The sequence below is a fragment of the Komagataeibacter europaeus genome (assembly GCF_002173515.1).
Lineage (GTDB): Bacteria > Pseudomonadota > Alphaproteobacteria > Acetobacterales > Acetobacteraceae > Komagataeibacter > Komagataeibacter europaeus.
The window spans coordinates 818729-836925 of record NZ_CP021467.1 but is presented as its reverse complement, the minus strand read 5'-3'; the positions used below and the strand labels follow the sequence as shown (position 1 = coordinate 836925).

Annotated in this window: 14 protein-coding genes; 9 read left to right on the top strand and 5 right to left on the bottom strand. The window is 63.6% G+C overall.

Annotation, left to right across the window (positions count from 1 at the left end; all coding sequences use genetic code 11):
* The 9 genes from nuoG to S101446_RS03665 are packed head-to-tail and all read left to right on the top strand — an operon-like array spanning position 1 to position 10507.
* Positions 1-2736 (top strand): NADH-quinone oxidoreductase subunit NuoG, encoded by a 2736-nt coding sequence (gene nuoG, locus S101446_RS03705; protein ID WP_087607646.1) that lies wholly within the window; start codon positions 1-3, stop codon positions 2734-2736.
* Positions 2733-3686: an NADH-quinone oxidoreductase subunit NuoH gene (gene nuoH, locus S101446_RS03700; protein WP_087607645.1), complete on the top strand. Its 954-nt coding sequence runs from the start codon at positions 2733-2735 to the stop codon at positions 3684-3686. The genes nuoG and nuoH overlap by 4 nt, the downstream gene beginning before the upstream one ends.
* 28 nt (positions 3687-3714) lie before the next feature.
* Complete coding sequence (gene nuoI, locus S101446_RS03695) at positions 3715-4227, top strand: NADH-quinone oxidoreductase subunit NuoI (RefSeq protein WP_010510243.1); 513 nt, start codon at positions 3715-3717, stop codon at positions 4225-4227.
* Positions 4228-4232: 5 nt separating this feature from the next.
* Complete coding sequence (gene nuoJ, locus S101446_RS03690; protein WP_087607644.1) at positions 4233-4733, top strand: NADH-quinone oxidoreductase subunit J; 501 nt, start codon at positions 4233-4235, stop codon at positions 4731-4733.
* 1 nt (position 4734) lies between these two features.
* Positions 4735-5046 (top strand): NADH-quinone oxidoreductase subunit NuoK, encoded by a 312-nt coding sequence (nuoK, locus tag S101446_RS03685; RefSeq protein WP_019092110.1) that lies wholly within the window; start codon positions 4735-4737, stop codon positions 5044-5046.
* 4 nt (positions 5047-5050) lie between these two features.
* Complete coding sequence (gene nuoL, locus S101446_RS03680; protein ID WP_087607643.1) at positions 5051-7018, top strand: NADH-quinone oxidoreductase subunit L; 1968 nt, start codon at positions 5051-5053, stop codon at positions 7016-7018.
* Positions 7015-8523: a complex I subunit 4 family protein gene (locus S101446_RS03675; protein ID WP_087607642.1), complete on the top strand. Its 1509-nt coding sequence runs from the start codon at positions 7015-7017 to the stop codon at positions 8521-8523. The genes nuoL and S101446_RS03675 overlap by 4 nt, the downstream gene beginning before the upstream one ends.
* On the top strand, positions 8520-9962 hold the full coding sequence (locus S101446_RS03670) for an NADH-quinone oxidoreductase subunit N (RefSeq protein ID WP_087607641.1): 1443 nt from the start codon (positions 8520-8522) through the stop codon (positions 9960-9962). Before S101446_RS03675 ends, S101446_RS03670 begins: the two co-directional genes overlap by 4 nt.
* A gap of 44 nt (positions 9963-10006) precedes the next feature.
* Positions 10007-10507, top strand: a complete 501-nt coding sequence (locus S101446_RS03665; protein WP_087607640.1) for a CBS domain-containing protein — start codon at positions 10007-10009, stop codon at positions 10505-10507.
* A gap of 37 nt (positions 10508-10544) precedes the next feature.
* Here S101446_RS03665 and ligD read toward each other — a convergent pair whose 3' ends face one another.
* The 5 genes from ligD to S101446_RS03640 all read right to left on the bottom strand — a co-directional run bounded on the left by ligD (position 10545) and on the right by S101446_RS03640 (position 18093).
* Positions 10545-11444 carry a non-homologous end-joining DNA ligase gene (gene ligD / locus S101446_RS03660; RefSeq protein ID WP_087607639.1) on the bottom strand — a complete coding sequence of 300 codons (900 nt, stop codon included), beginning with the start codon at positions 11442-11444 and terminating at the stop codon, positions 10545-10547.
* 32 nt (positions 11445-11476) lie between these two features.
* Entirely contained in the window at positions 11477-12271 is a 795-nt protein-coding gene (locus S101446_RS03655; RefSeq protein WP_244184471.1) for an OBAP family protein, read from the bottom strand.
* Positions 12272-12349: 78 nt separating this feature from the next.
* A complete protein-coding gene (locus S101446_RS03650; RefSeq protein ID WP_087607637.1) occupies positions 12350-13774 on the bottom strand; it encodes an efflux transporter outer membrane subunit in 1425 nt (474 codons plus the stop codon).
* Positions 13764-14936 carry an efflux RND transporter periplasmic adaptor subunit gene (locus tag S101446_RS03645; RefSeq protein ID WP_010510261.1) on the bottom strand — a complete coding sequence of 391 codons (1173 nt, stop codon included), beginning with the start codon at positions 14934-14936 and terminating at the stop codon, positions 13764-13766. The genes S101446_RS03650 and S101446_RS03645 overlap by 11 nt, the downstream gene beginning before the upstream one ends.
* Positions 14929-18093, bottom strand: a complete 3165-nt coding sequence (locus S101446_RS03640) for an efflux RND transporter permease subunit (protein ID WP_087607636.1) — start codon at positions 18091-18093, stop codon at positions 14929-14931. The genes S101446_RS03645 and S101446_RS03640 overlap by 8 nt, the downstream gene beginning before the upstream one ends.
* Positions 18094-18197 lie beyond the last annotated feature (104 nt).

Sequence of the window (18197 nt, the reverse complement as noted above, 5' to 3'; positions counted from 1 at the left end):
ATGACCAGCATCCGCATTGATGGACGGGACTGCCCGACACGCAGCGGCATCAACCTGCTGCAGGCCTGCCTGGAAGCGGGGGCCAGCCTGCCCTATTTCTGCTGGCATCCCGAATTCGGCTCCGTTGGCGCGTGCCGCCAGTGCGCCATCAGGCAGTTCAGCGGGCCTGATGACACGAAGGGCCGCATCGTGATGGCCTGCATGACGCCGGTCAGCGAAAATACCATCATATCCATTGACGACCCGGAAGCCCGGGATTTCCGCGCCAGCATCATCGAATGGATGATGGTCAACCACCCCCATGACTGCCCCGTATGCGAGGAAGGCGGCGAATGCCACCTGCAGGACATGACGGTCATGACCGGGCACAACGCCCGTCGCTACCGCTTCACCAAGCGGACCCATCGCAATCAGGATCTCGGGCCGTTCGTGAAGCATGAAATGAACCGCTGCATCGCCTGCTACCGCTGCGTGCGCTTCTACCGTGATTATGCGGGTGGGGACGATCTGGCGGTCTTTGCGTCCCATGACAATGTGTATTTCGGGCGTGCCGAAGATGGCACGCTGCAGAACGCCTTCAGCGGCAACCTGGTGGAAATCTGCCCGACCGGCGTATTTACCGACAAACCCTTTTCCGCCGTCTACAGTCGCAAATGGGACATGCGTGGCGCGCCATCGGTGTGCGTACACTGCGCGGTGGGCTGCAATACCATTGCCAATGCGCGTGAGGAGACCCTTCGCCGTGTCCTCAACCGCTACAATACGGATGTCAACCGCTACCTGCTGTGCGACCGGGGCCGGTTCGGACATGGCTTTGTCAACGCGCCGACACGGATCCGCACGCCGCTGCGCACCATTGGCGGGCAGCAGGTGCCGGTCCCCGTGGCGGACGCCCTGACGGCCTTCGCACGCATGGCGGCACGGGGGCGGGTCGTGGGCATAGCCTCCCCCCGCGCGGCGCTGGAGACCTGCTTCAGCCTGCATGCGCTGGTGGGTCCGCAGCATTTCTGCACCGGCCAGACGCGGCAGGAACACGAATGCGTGGAACTGGCCCATGCCCTGCTCGACCGCCACCCCGGCGTCCTGCCCACCCTGCATGAAATGGAAAGCGCCGATGCCGTGCTGGTACTGGGCGAGGACGTATGCGCCACCGCGCCCCGGCTTGGCCTGTCTCTGCGTCAGTCGGTGCGGCAGGCGTCCTTCCATACGGCGGACGACGCCAGGGTGCCACGCTGGATGGATGCGGCGGTGCGCACGCTGGGGGCCGAATGCCCGTCCGGCCTGTATGTCCTCACGCCCGCTCCAACCGATCTGGACGGGGTCGCCGCGGAAACCCTGCGCGCCGCCCCCGATGACATCGCCCGGCTTGGCTTTGCCATCGCCCATGAAATTGATCCCGCCGCCCCGGCCGTCACGGATCTGGCGCCGGATGACGTGCTGCTTGCCGCACGTATCGCGCATACGCTTGTGGCAGCCGGAAAGCCGCTGGTTGTATCCGGCATGCAGTATGGCGCCCCCGCCCTGATGCAGGCCGCCGCCAGTATCGTCGCGGCCCTTGCGCGCGCCACGCCTGAAGCGGGCCTGTCGCTGGTGCTGCCGGAATGCAACAGCATGGGGCTGGCCATGATGGGGGGGATGCCGCTGGAAACGGTAATGGAACAGGCACGGGCGGGCGAAATTTCCACCCTGGTCATTACGGAAAATGACCTGACCCGCCATCTGTCCCCGGCGGATGTGGCGGAACTGGTGGCGGCGGTTGCCGATATCGTCGTGATCGACCATACCGCCACACCGCTGTGCCAGCAGGCCAGCCTTGTCCTGCCGGTTGCGGCCTTCAGCGAATGCAGCGGCACGCTGGTCAGCCAGGAAGGCCGGGCGCAACGCTTTTTTCAGGCAGTCTTTCCCCCTGCCCCCATACAGGCCGGCTGGCGGTGGGTACAGGCGCTGGCCCGTGGCCTTGACCCGTCCATGCTGCATATGGCGGGACTGACCGGCTGGCGGGATCTGGATGATGTCCTTGCGGCCATGGCGGTGGCGTTTCCCCGCTTTGCCCCTGCGGCAAAGGCCGCACCGGGGGCGGACTACCGCATGAATGGCCAGAAACTGCGTAGCCAGACCTACCGCGCCAGCGGGCGGACCGTCATCCGTTCCTTCGTCAACGTGCGTGACCAGCCGCCACCTGGCAGTCCGGACGCCCCCTTCAGCAGTTCGATGGAAGGGGCCCTTGGGCCGGATATGCCCGCCGCGCTGGTGTCGGGCTATCAGGCGTCTCCGTGGAATTCGGTTCAGGCGTTGAACCGTTTCCAGCACGAAATCGGGGGCGACATGCGTGGCGGGGCATCCGGTATCCGGCTGTTGTCGCGCACCGCATCTGATGAAGCGGGGCCGCGTCCATACGCTTATGCCACGGATATTCCCACGCCGCATACCGCGCAGGCAGACACCGTTGTGGTGCTGCCCGATACGCGCCTGTTCGGCAGCGAGGAACTGAGCATGCATTCCCCATCCGTCATGGCGCGCGCAACCGCGCCAGCGCTGGGACTGCCTGCCGCCATGGCGACATCACGCCACATGGTGCTGCATCTGGATGACGGAGCGCACGTACTGCCCGTCGAACCTGTGCCCGGACTGCCTGCGGGCATTGTCCTGTGCCCGGCGCACATGGTCGCGCGTGCATTCCGTTTTCCCCGCGTGGCCCGGCTGGAGCGGATACCGGACGAAGGGGAACGGTCATGACGTATCCGGCGCTTTCCGCCATCATTCTCACGCCATTTGTCATCCTTGGCCTTGCCACCGTGCTGACATGGGTCGAACGGCGGCTGCTGGGGGTATGGCAGGACCGGTACGGGCCCAACCGCGTGGGACCGGGCGGCATGTTCCAGGCCGTGGCGGACGGGACCAAGATCCTGTTCAAGCAGGACTGGATCCCCCCCTTTGCCGACCGGGGTATATTTGTCGCGGCGCCGGCCATTGGCATGATGACGGTCCTGCTGGCCTTTGCCGCCATTCCGCTCACGATGGGTACGGGTATTGCGGGGGACATGAATGTCGGGCTGCTGTTCATCCTCGGCATGATGGGGCTTGGGGTCTATGCGGTGGTGTTGGCCGGGTGGTCGTCCAACAGCAAATACGCGCTGCTGGGCGGCATGCGGGCGGCGGCGCAGATGATCAGTTACGAAGTCTTCATGGGGCTGTCCGTGCTGGGCGTGGTCATGATGGCCGGGTCATTCAACCTGCGCGCCATCGTGGCGGCGCAGGCGGGGGTATGGTTCATCATCCCGCAATGCCTTGGCTTTGTCGTGTTCATGCTGGCTGGCATTGCACAGACGCACCGCCTGCCCTTTGACCTGCCCGAAGGGGAGAACGAACTGGGCGCGGGGTTCCATACCGAATATTCGGGCATGAAGTTCGGCATGTTCTTCATTGCCGAATATGCCGGGATCATCCTGGTCTCCAGCCTTGTGACCACGCTTTACCTTGGGGGGTGGCGCGGGCCGTTCCTGCCGCCTGCCGTGTGGTCTGCGCTCAAGACAGGGGGCGTGGTGGTGTTTTTCATCCTGCTGCGGGCGGGCCTGCCCCGTCCGCGTTATGACCAGTTGATGGCGCTGGGCTGGAAAATCCTGCTGCCGCTTTCACTGTTCAATGTCATGGCGACCGGAACCATCCTCATGCTGCGCGCGTCCTGATGACACGCCTGATGCAAAGGCATCTCCCATGCTTGATACCCTGCGCACCCTGTTCCTGACGGCGCTGCATGCCTTCCACCGGCGCGCGACCGTGCAGTATCCCGAACAGCCGCCCTACCTGCCGCCGCGTTACCGCGGGCGCATCATCCTGTCGCGCGATCCCGACGGGGCGGAGCGGTGTGTCGCGTGCAACCTGTGCGCCGTCGCCTGCCCGGTGGACTGCATAAGCCTGCAGAAAACCGAAGCCGATGGCCGGTGGTACCCGGAATATTTCCGCATCAACTTCTCCCGCTGCATTTTCTGTGGCCTGTGCGAGGAAGCCTGCCCCACCTACGCCATACAGCTGACGCCCGATTTTGAAATGGGCGAATACGCGCGGTCGAACCTTGTTTATGAAAAGGAAGACCTGCTGATAAGCGGGACCGGGAAATATCCCGATTACAGTTTCTACCATGTCGCGGGCATTCCCGTTCCCGGCAAGGCGCGTGGCGCGTCCGAACGCGAACGCCCGCCGGTCGATCTCCATTCCCTGCTGCCGTAACCGTCATGCATGCCCTGGCCCTTCTTGCCGCGTGCGTGACCGTCGTGGGGGCCATCATGGTCATTACCCGGCGGGTGGCGGTGCATGCGGTGCTGTACCTGGTGGTGACGCTGCTGGCGCTGGCGACGGTGCTGGTCATGCTGGGCGCGTCATTTGCCGCGATGCTGGAGATCATCATCTATGCCGGCGCGATCATGGTGCTGTTCGTCTTCGTCATCATGATGCTCAATCTGGGTCAGCCGGACAGCGCGCGTGAAAAGGAATGGCTGCGGCCGCGCGCATGGCTGGGGCCGGGCGTTCTGGCCACCATTATCTGCGCGGAACTGCTTTATTGCACCAGCCCGTTATCCGGGCCTGCACCCGTTCCTGCCGCCATTACGGTGCATGACGTGGGAGCGGACCTGTTCGGCCGCTACGTGCTGGTGGTGGAACTGGTGTCTTACCTGCTGCTGGCCGGTCTGGTCTCGGCCTTTTACATCGGGCGCAACCGGGCGGGAGGACGCTGACATGACCGCCTTTTCCTTCAACGATACCCTGCTTGTGGCCACGGTCCTGTTTTCGATCGGCCTGGCGGGCGTTCTGGTCCGGCGCAACATGGTGTTCATGCTGATGTCGCTGGACATCATGCTCAATGCCGCGGCCCTCGTGTTCGTGGGGGCGGGCGCGCGCTGGCATGATGCGACGGGACAGGTGATGTTCGTGCTGATCCTTGCCCTCGCCGCCGTGGAAACGGCGGTGGGGCTTGCCATCATCGTGTGCCTGCATGCCCGGGGGCGTCCCACGCTGGATGCCGATACCGGCAACCTGCTGCGGGGATAGGGCCATGGCTGAAATCCTTCTTCCCCTTCTCGTCCTCTGCCCGCTTGCGGCGTCGCTGCTCGTGTTCCTATCCGCCGGGCGCATGGGCGCACGGGCCATCGGGACGGTTGCCTGTGCCGGGGTGGGGATTTCCGCCGTGCTCAGCATCATCCTGTCCGTCATGCTCCTGTCCGGGCCTGTGGCGGGGGGATTGCAGGTGACGTTATGGCCATGGATGCGTGTTGCGGGTCTTTCGGCGGATATCGCCTTCACGCTGGACCGGATTTCCATGGTCATGGTCCTTGTCGTCACGATCGTGGGGCTGCTGATCCATGTTTATGCCGCAGGCTACATGCGCGACGATCCGGGCATCGCGCGCTTTTTTGGCTGCATGACGCTATTCGTGGCCGCCATGCTGGTACTGGTGCTGGCGTCCGACCTGCTGTGCCTGTTCATCGGGTGGGAAGGCGTGGGGCTGTGTTCCTACCTGCTCATCGGGTTCTGGTATGATGATCCCGCCAATACCGCTGCCGCGCGCAAGGCCTTCTACATGACACGCATGGGGGACGTGGCCTTGCTGTGCGGCCTGCTGCTGCTGGCCTGTGCGACGGGTTCCCTGCGCATCGGCAGCGTGCTGGCATCGGTTGCGGACGGACGTTTGCCCGCATCTGGCGTGAATGTGGCGGCAGCCTTCATACTGGTGGGGGCGCTAGCCAAGTCGGCGCAGATCCCCTTCCAGGCATGGCTGCCGGACGCCATGGCCGGGCCGACGCCGACCTCCGCCCTTATCCATGCCGCCACCATGGTGACGGCGGGTGTCTACCTGATCGCGCGGGTGCATGACCTGTTTGCCATGGCCGCCCCCGTCATGGCGCTGACGGCGGTGCTTGGGGCGCTGACCCTGCTTATGGGGGCGTGCACGGCGCTGGTGCAGTCCGACCTGAAGCGTATCCTTGCATGGTCCACGATCAGCCAGCTTGGCTACATGTTTCTCGCCCTTGGGTGCGGGGTGTGGCAGGCGGCGCTGTTTCATCTGATGACCCATGCCTTCTTCAAGGCGCTGCTTTTCCTGACGGCGGGCGCCGTTATCATGCGCGCCGGCCATGAGCAGGATATTTTCCGTCTGGGCGGCCTGCGCCGCGCCATGCCGGGACTGACCGCAGCCTTTGTCGCGGGGGCGTCCGCGCTGGCTGGCCTGCCGCTGGTGACGGCCGGGTTCTACAGCAAGGAAATGATCCTGTCTGGCGTATGGCACGTCCATTTTGGCCTGACGCGGGAATGGACCCTGAGCGGGCATCCGCTATGGGGAATTGCCCTGCTGGGGGCCTTCTTGACCGCGCTGTACATTTTCCGCTGTGTCTTCATCGTCTTTTGCGGGAAGGCGGGAACCAGGGCTGCGGGCCGGACGTCACGCCTCATGGGCATTCCGCTGGTCTGCCTGTCTGTGCTCTCGCTGTTTGGCGGAGTCATTGAAATGCCGGATACACTCCCCTCCCTTCATCTGTTCAGCGCCCTTCTTGATCCCGGAACGCCATTATCCCATGCGGATGAACCGGTCTGGCTTGTGCTGGCCGGTGCGCTCGCGCCGCTTGCCGGGCTTGGGGTCGCATGGGTGTTGTGGGGGCGTCCTTCGCCCGTCATGCGCGAAATACCCGGGCAGGCGGGCGTTATCCGTCCCGCCCGCACCGGCCGGGGCATGGATGTGCTGTATGACCGGGTGTTCGTGCAGCCCTTCCGCCTGCTGGCATGGCTGACACGGCTTGATATCCCCGGTCATGCCATAACCGGGACAGGGCGGCTGACACGGGCGGCCAGTGCCGGAATTCTCGGGGTACGGGCCGGTTTGCTGGATATGCTGGCCATGCGGGCGACCGGAACGGCCAGATGGGCAGGTCACCTGCCGGGCCTGTTCCAGAATGGCCGCGTGCGGTGGTATGCGGCATGGATCGCAGGCGGGCTGTGCGCGGGGCTGGCCATGGCGGTACTGTCATGAACCCCCTGCCCGTCCTTGTGCTCCTGCCCATCATGGGTGGGGGACTGGCCTGGGGGGCCGGACGCATGTGGCCCCGTGCCAGTCCGTCCATGCGCGATGCGTCATGGTGGGTGGTGCTTGCAACCCTGGTTGTGGAAACGCTTGTGCTGGCGATGGCCACATTCAGCCACCGCGCCCATGCGGGGCCGTGGCCGGGGCATTTTGCCATGCCATGGATCCCGGCCATGGGCATTGCGGTCAGGCTGGACATGGATGGTCTTTCGCTGTCGCTGATCTGGCTTTCGCTTATCCTGTGTTTTCTGTGCGTACTGCTTGCCACCCGTCAGGTCACGGCGCATGCCGGGGCGTTCCGTTTCCTGTTCCTTGCGACCCTTACGGGCGTCATCGGGACATTCCTGGCCACGGACCTGTTCATGTTCTTCTTTTTCTGGGAACTGATGCTGGTGCCGATGGCCGGGCTGATCGCCGCATGGGGGCATGAGGACAGGCAGCGCGCCGCCATGAAGTTTTTCATGTTCACGCAGGGCAGCGGGCTGGTCATGCTGCTGTCCATCCTCGGTCTGGTCATCACGCATTACCGGCAGACGGGCGTGCTGACGTTTGATTACTTCACGCTGGCCCACACATCCCTGTCCCCCACCGGCGCCATGCTGCTCATGCTGGGGTTCTTCATCGCCTTCGCTGTCAAGCTGCCGGTGGTGCCGGTCCATGTCTGGCTACCTGACGCCCACACGCAGGCCCCGACCGCGGCCAGCGTACTGCTGGCGGGCATCCTGCTCAAGACCGGGGGGTATGGCATGATCCGCTTCAATGTCATGCTGTTTCCCGATGCCGCCGCCCGGTTTGCCCCCATCGCCATGGGGCTGGGTGTCGCGGGCATCCTGTACGGGGCGTGGCTGTCGAGCGCGCAGGATGATGTAAAGCGCCTGATCGCCTATAGCAGCATCAGCCACATGGGTTTTGTGCTCCTTGGCATTTTTGCCGGTTCCCGCATGGGAATGCTGGGGGCGGTCATGCAGATGCTGGCCCACGGCCTGGGCACGGCGGCACTTTTCCTGATCGCGGGCGCTATCCAGGACCGGTTGCATACGCGTGACATGCACCGTATTGGCGGATTGTGGGCCGCCATGCCACGCCTGTCCAGCGCGGGGCTGTTCTTTGCCATGGCAGCCCTCGGCATGCCGGGACTGGGGAATTTTACCGGTGAGTTCCTGGTGCTGCTGGCGACATGGCGCATCAGTCCCCTGCTTGCGACACTGGCGGCGACGGGACTGGTCCTGGCCGCCATCTATGCATTGCGGATGGTCAACCGCATCTTTCTGGCTGCACCGCGGGCGGATACGCGACCGGTAACGGATCTTCCGTCCTGGCAGATGGCGGTCTTTGCCTGTGTCATGGCCTTTCTTGTCCTGCTGGGCCTGTATCCGCAGCCTTTCATGATATTTTCCGCCCCGCTTCCCCTGCCCGCCACGGCCATGGCCGGTCCGGGGGGTACCACGCCATGATCGGGCATGACATCTTCGTGCCGGCCCCGCTGCTGGTCGTATCCATCGGGATCATGGTCATGCTTGCCGCGACGGCATGGCGGCGTTCGGTGGGACGCGGCTTCCTGTGCGCCACCGGCATGCTGCTGCTGGCCATTACGGTCGTGGGGCACCATACGGGCAAGGCGCCCGATGGTGGCGACAGCCTGTTCGTTCAGGATCGATGGACGGCCTGTACGGCCATCCTGATCATGTTTTCCACCCTGTGCATCATGCTCATGTCATGGCGGGATGCGGGGGTCGCGCGGGAAGATGAATATCCCCTGCTGCTCATGCTGGGTACGCTGGGTGCGCTGGCCATGGTGTTCAGTGCGAATTACATGCCGTTTTTTCTGGGTCTGGAAATACTGGGCGTCTCCATCATGGGACTTGTGACCTTCGGACACCGCGCCGTGCCGGGTCATGAGGCCGCGATGAAATACCTGATCCTGTCCGGTGTTTCTTCCGCCATTCTCCTGTTCGGTATCGGCCTGGCCTATGGTGTCACGGGATCCCTGCGGTTCATGCCGCCCATTGCGGCAGGTGCCGTTCCCGCCGCATTGCCGGTTGCCGCCACGATCATGATTCTGGCCGGCATGTTCTTCAAGCTGTCCGCGGTCCCCTTCCACATGTGGCTGCCCGATGTGATGGAGGGCGCACCCGTGCCCGTGGCGGCGTTTGTGGCCGTGGTTTCGAAAATTGCGATATTTTCCGCGCTGGTCCGTTATTTCGGGACGCAGAACCAGCCTCCGTTCCTTGATGACATCCTGTGTGGCGTCATTATCCTGACCATTATGGGTGGCAACCTGATGGCGTTGCGCCAGGCCGGTTTCATACGCCTTATGGCCTATTCATCCATTGCGCACATGGGATATCTGCTGATTGCCTTCGTGTGTCCGGGCCGTCTGCAATCCGGGGTCGTGAGCGTTTATCTTGCGGCCTATACCGTCAATACACTGGGCGTATTTGCGGCCATGGATGCCTTTGCCATCCCCGGCGGGCCGGATGGCAGGGTTGTCGCGCAATGGAAGGGCGCGTTTTCCAGTCGTCCATTCCTGGCGTCGGTCATGTCGCTCATGCTGCTTTCGCTTGCGGGTATTCCACCCGGAATCGGTTTTTTCGCGAAATTCGGCATCGCCGCGGCCGGTGTTGAACATCAGCGTGACCTGCTGCTCTGTTTCCTTATAATCGGCAGTATTATCGGGTTGTATTATTACCTGAACATCGTCCGGACCATGATGGCGTCCCCGGCGTTACCCTCCGTCAGCCTGAACCGGCAGATGCGTCCGGAACTGACGGTGCTTGTCATCGTTCTGAGCATGATCGTCGTGATCGGAGGGCTTTTCCCCGCCCGTGCCATCCATCCGTTTCTACCCCCGCCTGTTGCGCCATCCGGAACGGGGGATGGCGCGACTCATTGACCGGACAGGTTTGTGATTATCCAAAACATGGAAAGGGTCTTCTCATGTCCTCTCGTGTCTTTCACATTCTGGCGCAAAAAGGCAGCACGGTCATAACCGTCAGGGCGGATGACCCCATCCTGGATGTCGCCGCCACGCTGGCGCGGCATAATATTGGCGGGGCGCCGGTTCTGGGCGACGATGGGCAACTGGTGGGTCTTGTATCGGAAAAAGGGATCGTCCATGCCCTGTCACTGCATGGCGCGGACATATCGACCCTGACCGCGGAAGACATCATGGCCACGGACATGCCGGTCGCAACACCTGATGACAGCATTTATGATATTGCCTGCCGCATGACATATTCCCGCAACCGGCACGTGCCCGTTCTGGAAAATGAAAAACTTGTCGGGCTGGTCAGCATCGGGGACATCGTCAAGCTACGCGCTGAAAATGCCGAACACGAAGTGCAGGAACTGGAGGATTACGTGACAGGGAGCGACCACGCGGCCGTCCAGCCCCCCACTGACACGTCCCCCCACCGATGCAGGGAAAAGAAAGACTGATCCCGCCTGCCGCCATATGGCGCGCCATGTCAGCCATTCAGGGGGCGCGTGTTCCAATCGGTCGGCGCGCGGCATGAAAATCCGCCCACGGGTCCGCGCGTTGCGATGCAAGCCGTTCCATGGCGTTGCCCACCGTGAACTGCGCCGGGCCCGTCAGTGCGTCCAGTTCCGCCCAGCTTACCGGCATCGAGATCGGGGCGCCGGGACGCGCGCGGGTTGAATAGGGCGCCACGGATGTCGCCCCGCGCTGGTTGCGCAGGTAATCAAGCAGGATCCTGCCATGCCGCCTCGCCCTGGAAACAGTCGTAATGAAACGGTCCGGGCTGTCGGCGGCCATGTCCTGCGCCAGTGCATGGGCGAAGGTCTTTGCGCCCGCCCAGTCGGCTACGGGTTCAAGCGGGGCGATGACATGCAGCCCCTTGCCGCCAGAAGTCTTGACAAAGGCCGCAAGCCCGGAGGCTTCAAGCCGCGCGCGCACGGCCCGCGCGGCAGCAATGACGTCTGCCCACCCGACCCCTTCCCCCGGATCAAGGTCCATGACCAGTTGGTCGGGTCGTTCCCAGTCATGGCATGAAGCCTGCCAGGGATGGATTTCCAGTGCGGCCCCCTGCACCAGCCCCATGAGGCCATCAAGATCATGGATGCCGATCAGATGGCCCCGTGGCGTGCCCTGCGGGTCATCAAGCGCCACGATATGGGCGTTCATGCCCTTCCACGCATTTTTCTGGAAGAAACGTGGCCCCTCGATCCCTTCCGGGCAGCGCAGCAGCGCCAGTGGCCGGTCGATGATGAACGGGGCCATGCGTGGCCATACAGCTTTGTAATAATCGGCCAGACCGGCCTTGGTTATGTCGGCATCCGGCCAGTAGACCCGGTCCGGATGGGTCAGCATGACACCATGGCCGGCCCGGGCCGTGGGTGTTTTCACTGCGGGCATCGTGCATGCGTCCCCTTGTTTTCATGACCCTGTCAGAGGGTAAGGTTTCTGACGGGCATTTCCACAAGCTGTAACTGTGGCGTCGTGCCGCCCTGCCATGCATTGGCGCCCGGCACGATCTGCGGTGTCGGGATGTCGGCACGGTTCTTTTTTTCGCTCAGGGTGGAAATATCGAAACGCCTGTCCCGGTCATCGAGCGAGGACTGGCTGACCTGCCCATCTCTGGTAAAGCCCATCATCAACTGGGGAATGCCCAGGGGCAGGTCATGATCCCGGTCGATCTGCCAGGTGTGCCATGTCTTGCCATAAGTGGTGACAAGATCGGCCATGAACGCATGTTCCCCCATGTCGGGCACGCCGGGTGCGACCAGCATGCCGGATTTTACTTCGTAATGATGGCTGTGCCATAATTTCTTTTCTTCTTCGGGAAGCGTCCTGAATATCGCCTCGCTGACAATGTATTCAACGCCGATAAGCCGGGCGTTTTTCTGGTTGGCTTCATAGATCACGCATTGATGGAAGCCTTCGCCCAGATGTGTGCAGAAATGATTGGCTTCGACCTGACGCCCCAGGTCATCGGCATAGAAGTGGAAACCATTCAGATACTCGCTCATCGCATCGATCGGTTTCCTGGCTTGCAGGGCGCCTGCGGCTGTATCAAGTACGTCGCTGCGCAGGGATGTCGGACCGCCGGGCACCGGCGCCAGCTTTTTATCGGCCGCACCGGCCTTCCGTCCCGCAATGGCCATGAGCGGGGCCGCGACAAGGGTCGTGGCCACTGCACGGCCGAAACATCGGCGGCAGGTAAGGTTATGAAGGAACGACATGATCTGTCCTTTCAGTCGGCATGAACCGTGCTTCGTGCCGCTATAAAGCATGGCTGCGTGCCGGAGTTTCGTGGCCTGTCACGGGCGGGGCGGATAATCGGGGCCATGCCTGCCCCAGTCGCCCCCCATGGCCCGTACAAGGTCGACGCCACTCATCAGGCGGCGCGTATTGATGGTAATCAGGTCTTCGCGCGCCTGTAGTTCCGCCGTCTGGGCAATGACGACCTGAAGGTAGTCCACCGCCCCTTCGCGGTACTGAACATTGGCCAGATGGTCGGTGCGGGTGGCCGCCGTCACCCCCTCCTCCTGCCATGTGGCGGCGTCGGCCAGGTGGTTGAGGAGCGCAAGCTGGTCTTCCACTTCACGGAAGGCCGTCAGGGCCGTCTGCCGGTAACTGGCTGCGGCCTGTGCATATTCCGCGTGCGTAAGCGCCAGATTGGCGAACCGCCGCCCGCCATCGAATATGGCCAGTGTCGCCAGCGCCGGGCCAAGCGCCCATACGCCGCTCCCGGCGGAGGCCAGCATGCCGGTCGTGGTTTCCGAACCACCGTTTGCCCCAAGCGTGATGTTGGGAAAGAAGGCGGCCCGCGCCACGCCAATCCGGGCATTTGCCGCTGCCATGTGCCGCTCTGCCGATGCGACATCGGGCCTGCGTTCCAGCAGGTGGGCGGGCGCGGTTACGGGAATGACCGGTACGGGCGGCAGGCTGTCCGCCGGCGGGATTGAAAAAGTGGAAGGCTGTTCACCGATCAGCACCGCAATGGCATGTTCCGCCAGCGCACGGTCCGCCACCTGCTGTTCCAGCCGGGACTGTGTGGTGGCCAGCTGTGTGCGGGCACGGCCGACATCCAGTTCATTCGCGGCCCCGCCCACAAATCGCCTTGTGGTCAGGTCCAGCGCCGCAGAATAGGCCGCCATGGTCTTTTGCAGCAGGCTGATGCGGGCATCCAGACCGCGTAGCTGGAAGTAATCATCACCCAGTTCGCCCTCCAGGCTGAGGCGGATCGACGCAAGGTCGGCGGCACTCGCCTGCGCATTGGCCCGCGCCGCCCTGACCAGATTGCGGATGCGCCCCCATATATCCGGCTCCCACGAAACGGTGCCGCCGGATTCATAGTCATGATATTCGTAATAATTGCCGGTGGCGGGAAAAAGCGCGCGTTCACGCTGTGCGCTGGCGGTTGCGTCAATCTGGGGAAAGAAGTCGGCCCGCGCCCGCCTGACCAATGCGCGCGCCTGGTCATATCGCGCCACGGCGGCGGCCAGTTGCGGGCTGCCGTGTTCGATCCTGTCTTCCAGCCGGTCCAGCCCCGCATCACCCATGACCGACCACCACGCCCCGCGCTGCGCGGTGTCGGCGGGCCGCGCCGGTGTCCACACGCCGGTTTCCCTGAATGCGGCGGGCGTATCGGGTAGCGTGGGCCTGTGGTAACGGGGGGCGAGATTGCAGCCGCACAGCAGGACAACAAGAAACAGGACCGCCCTGCTCCGTTCAGGCGCCATGCCCGCCCTCACGCGGTTTGACGGGGTCCCCGTCCCCGATCTCATCCGGCGGGTTGGTTATGATCCTGTCGCTTGGTGTAATCCCCGTCACCTCGAGTTCGGTCCCGAAATCGATCAGGATCGCAACGGGCCGTATCCTGACATGGTCCTGCCCGTCCACCAGCGCCACCGTTGTCCCGTCCTGGCGGAAGAGCAGGCTGCTGGCGGGAATGCGCGCGGTAGGCGGCGCCTGTGGCCCGGGGCCATGAAACGCAAAGGAGATCTGGGCATAGGCGCCCGGCTTGAGAAGGTTTTCCCCGTTGTCATAGACAAGCTGGACCAGCATCGTGCCCGACTGGGAATCAACCGCGTCCGAAGAATGGAGCAGACGGGCTTCAAACTGCCGGTTGCGATAATCGGGCACCGTAAAATGCGCGACAAATCCCTCGCGCATCCGCGCGGCATAGGCCTGTGGCACACGTACGTAAAGCCGCAGGCGGCTTACGTCCGATACGGTAAAAAGCGGCTGGCTGGCCGCCGTCCCCGCCACGATCAGCGCGCCGATATCGGTCGCGCGGCTGGTGATCACACCGGCGAAAGGGGCAATGATGCGCTTGAAGGCGGAAAGCGTTTCAAGCCGTTCGACCTCCGCCGCGGCTTCATGGCGCGTGGCCTCGCTGGCTGCAAGATTGCCCCGGCGTTCATCCGTTTCCTGCTGGGATACGGCGTTCTGGGCATTCAGCCGGTCCCACCGGCGCGATGTGATCCGCGCCAGATCGCGCTGTGCGGTCCGCGTGCCCAGCGCCGCCCTTGCACCGGCAAGCTGCAGGTCGACATCGGGCGTATCGATTTCCGCCAGAAGCTGGCCCGCCGCCACCTTCTGCCCGATATCGACATACCATTGCCGCAGGTAGCCATTGGTCCGTGCATAGACCGGCGCGCCGTACCATGCCTGCAGGATACCGGGCAGGACCAGCGTATCAACCGCGTGACCACCCGGATGCACGACCGTCACGCTGGGCACCAGCGCCGCGACATTGGTGGCGTGAAGCTGGCGGCGGTCATGGATGCGCGTCATCGTGCCCACCACCAGGATGATCCCGAAAAGGCAGGCGCCCCCAAGAACGATCCAGCGCAGGTGTGGCCTGGGTCCGGCATGTATGGCGGTGCGGGTTTCAGCCATGCGCGCGTGCCCCGTCCGTATCGTGGCGCGCACGCCGGTCGTAGATGATGGCGAAAAGCGCCGGCACGAAAAACAGGGAGGCGCAGGTGGCGAATATCAGGCCACCGATGACGGCACGCCCCAGCGGCGCGTTCTGCTCGCCCCCTTCGCCCAGCCCCAGCGCCATGGGCAGCATGCCGATGACCATGGCCAGCGCCGTCATGATCACGGGCCGCAGGCGGGTACTGCCCGCGGCCAGCGCCGCCTTGCGCGCATCCCCATGTTCCGCCAGCCGTTCGCGGCAGAAGGTGATGACCAGGATGGAATTGGCCGTCGCCACCCCCATGCACATGATCGCCCCCGTCAGCGCGGGAACGGAAAGCGGGGTATGCGTTGCAAACAGTATCCAGCATATGCCCGCAAGCGCGCCCGGCAGTGCGAGGACGACAATGCACGGATCGGTCCAGCTCTGGAAATTGATGACAATAAGCAGGTAGATCAGCACGATCGCGCCCAGCAGGCCAAACCCCATGCCCGAGAAGGCGGTTGTCATGGCCTGGTACTGACCGCGCAGCGTGACCGTGACGGTCCCGGGCCGGTCGTGATCGAGGTGGCGCAGGGCCGCCTGCACGTCCGTGGCGATGGCGCCCAGGTCGCGTCCGTCGCCGCCTGCGAAGACATCGACCAGCGAGCGGATGTTGTACTGTGCCTCGACCGGGGAGGTCGTGCCGCGCGTAATCGTGCCAAGCGCGCCAAGCACCTGTAGCTGGGCCGTTGAAACCCCGGTTACGGGCAGGCCGATGATATCCGCCAGCGAACTGATGCGGTATTCGGGCATCTGCACCGCGATGGGGTACGTGACCATGCTGTGCGGGTCCAGCCAGTACAACGGGGCGGTCTGCACGGTCCCGGCAATGGACGTGGCGATGGAGGTGGTCACGTCGCCTTCCGTCAGGCCAAGCTGGTTGATGCGGGTGCGGTCGACCTCAAAACGCAGTTCAGGGTAATGGCCGGGCTGCTGGATGCGGGCATCGACCAGGCCGTCAATGTGGCGTATGGCGCGCAGTATGCGGTTTGCAAACTGCCGCGTCTCATCCGGACTGGGGCCGGATACCTGGATGTCGATCGGTGCCGGTGCGCCGAAATTGAGGATCTGGGTCGTGATGTCCGATGGCAGGAAGGCGAAGCTGGCCTCGGGGAAGGTCCGGGGCAGTTCGCGGCGCAGGGTGCGGATGTACTGCCCGGTCGGGTGATGGTTTTCCTTCAGGGCGACAAGGATGTCCCCGTCCTGCGGCCCGATGGTGCCCGATGCGTTATAGGCGGTGTTGATGGCGCTGGTGGGCAGGCCGATGTTATCGGCAATCGAATCAACCTCGTCCGCGGGAATCCGCTGGCGGATCTGTTTCTCGATACGCTGGAACAGGGCCGATGTCTCCTCTATGCGCATGCCTATGGGGGCACGCACGTGCAGGGTCATCGTGCCCGCATCGACCTGCGGGAAGAAGTTGCGGCCAAGAAACGGGAGCAGTCCCATGCTTAGCGCGGCAAAGCACAGGAAACCGGCCACGAACCGGCCGCGATGGTCCAGAATGCTTTCCAGAAGCGCGCCGTAGTGCCCGCGCAGCGCTTCGAAACGCCGCTCGAAACCATGCTGGAAGCGTGTGAAGACATTTTCCCCGCGCTGCCCTGCCTCCTCATGCGGGCGCAGCAGGAACATGGCCATGGTCGGCACGAGCGTGCGGGACAGGACAAAGGACATGACCATGGCGAACATGACCGACAGCGCCATCGGCACGAACAGGAAGCCCGCCACCCCCGGCAGGTAGAACATCGGCACGAACACGATGCAGATACACACAAGCGACAGGAAGGCCGGGACGATGATCTCCCCCGATCCATCGATGATGGCGGCATGGACATCCTTGCCCATTTCCAGATGACGCTCGATATTCTCGATCGTGACCGTGGCCTCGTCCACCAGAATGCCGACGGCCAGGGCAAGGCCGCCCAGCGTCATGACATTCAGCGTCTCGCCCAGCGCGGACAGGGCCGCAATCGCCCCCATGACCGATAACGGGATGGACGTCGCCACAATCAGCGTGGACCGCCATGACCCAAGGAACAGCAGGATCATGAGGCTGGTCAGCCCGGCCGCGATCGCCCCCTCGCGCATTACCCCGTTCACGGCGGCCCGGACAAACAGCGACTGATCGTTGACGGGCCGGAGCCTGAGCTGTTGCGGCAGGCCGCGTGTCGCATCGGGGATCATCGCCTTGACCCCCGCCACGATGGCGATGGTGGAGGTGGCGCCCGATTTCAGCACGGTCATGAGTGCGGAGCGCTGGCCATCCACATGCACCACGTTCTGCTGGGGCATGGACCCGTCGCGCACATGGGCGACATCGCCCACGCGCACCACGGCGCCATTGACCGTGCGCACGGGCAGCATGTTGAGCAGTGCGACCGAAAGGGGCGCGTTGTTCAGCCTGAAATTATACTGGTATTCCCCGATTTTCACGAAACCCGCGGGGGTGATCTGTGTCTGGGTGGTCAGGGCGTTGCCCACGTCCTGGGCCGAAACGCCACGCGACTGCAGCTTGCCGGGGTCAAGGTCCATCTGGATCTGGCGCACCTTCCCGCCATAGGGATAGGGAATGGCGGCACCCGGAACCGTGACCAGCCGGTTGCGGATGAAGTTGAAGCCGTAATCATAAAGCTGCTGTTCGGTCATGCCCTCGCCCGACAGCGCAAGCTGCACGATCGGCACGGTGGAGGCATTGTAATTCAGGATCAGCGGCGGCGTGGTGCCAGTGGGAAGCTGGCGCAGGATGGTCTGGGCAATGGCCGTGACCTGCGCATTTGCGATGCGGATATCGGTGCCGGGCTGGAAGAATATCTTTATCACCCCGATGCCTGTCAGCGACTGTCCCTCGATATGTTCGATATTGTTGACCGTCGTGGTCAGCGTGCGCTGGAAGGGCAGTACGATGCGCCCCGACATGTCCTGTGGCGAGAGATTGCTGTAGGTCCAGGCCACCGCAATGACGGGAATGCCGATATCGGGAAAGATGTCCTCCGGCGTGCGGATGGCGGAGAGTACACCGGCCATGGCGATCAGGATGGCCATGACGACAAATGTGTAGGGACGGGCAAGCGCCAGCTGAACAATCGCATTCATGCCACCTGCCTGTTTCCTGTCGGCTATGATGCCCCGTGGTTCACGGGGTATCCGGCTTCAGATAACGGCTGCGGCATGGCCCGGTTTGTGGCGCGGGGCAGATA

Bases quoted from the DNA above. Each gene is read 5' to 3' on its own strand.
- nuoG (WP_087607646.1), top strand. From the start codon at position 1: ATGACCAGCATCCGCATTGATGGACGGGACTGCCCGACACGCAGCGGC.
- nuoH (WP_087607645.1), top strand. From the start codon at position 2,733: ATGACGTATCCGGCGCTTTCCGCCATCATTCTCACGCCATTTGTCATC.
- nuoI (WP_010510243.1), top strand. From the start codon at position 3,715: ATGCTTGATACCCTGCGCACCCTGTTCCTGACGGCGCTGCATGCCTTC.
- nuoJ (WP_087607644.1), top strand. From the start codon at position 4,233: ATGCATGCCCTGGCCCTTCTTGCCGCGTGCGTGACCGTCGTGGGGGCC.
- nuoK (WP_019092110.1), top strand. From the start codon at position 4,735: ATGACCGCCTTTTCCTTCAACGATACCCTGCTTGTGGCCACGGTCCTG.
- nuoL (WP_087607643.1), top strand. From the start codon at position 5,051: ATGGCTGAAATCCTTCTTCCCCTTCTCGTCCTCTGCCCGCTTGCGGCG.
- S101446_RS03675 (WP_087607642.1), top strand. From the start codon at position 7,015: ATGAACCCCCTGCCCGTCCTTGTGCTCCTGCCCATCATGGGTGGGGGA.
- S101446_RS03670 (WP_087607641.1), top strand. From the start codon at position 8,520: ATGATCGGGCATGACATCTTCGTGCCGGCCCCGCTGCTGGTCGTATCC.
- S101446_RS03665 (WP_087607640.1), top strand. From the start codon at position 10,007: ATGTCCTCTCGTGTCTTTCACATTCTGGCGCAAAAAGGCAGCACGGTC.
- ligD (WP_087607639.1), bottom strand. From the start codon at position 11,444: ATGCCCGCAGTGAAAACACCCACGGCCCGGGCCGGCCATGGTGTCATG.
- S101446_RS03655 (WP_244184471.1), bottom strand. From the start codon at position 12,271: ATGTCGTTCCTTCATAACCTTACCTGCCGCCGATGTTTCGGCCGTGCA.
- S101446_RS03650 (WP_087607637.1), bottom strand. From the start codon at position 13,774: ATGGCGCCTGAACGGAGCAGGGCGGTCCTGTTTCTTGTTGTCCTGCTG.
- S101446_RS03645 (WP_010510261.1), bottom strand. From the start codon at position 14,936: ATGGCTGAAACCCGCACCGCCATACATGCCGGACCCAGGCCACACCTG.
- S101446_RS03640 (WP_087607636.1), bottom strand. From the start codon at position 18,093: ATGAATGCGATTGTTCAGCTGGCGCTTGCCCGTCCCTACACATTTGTC.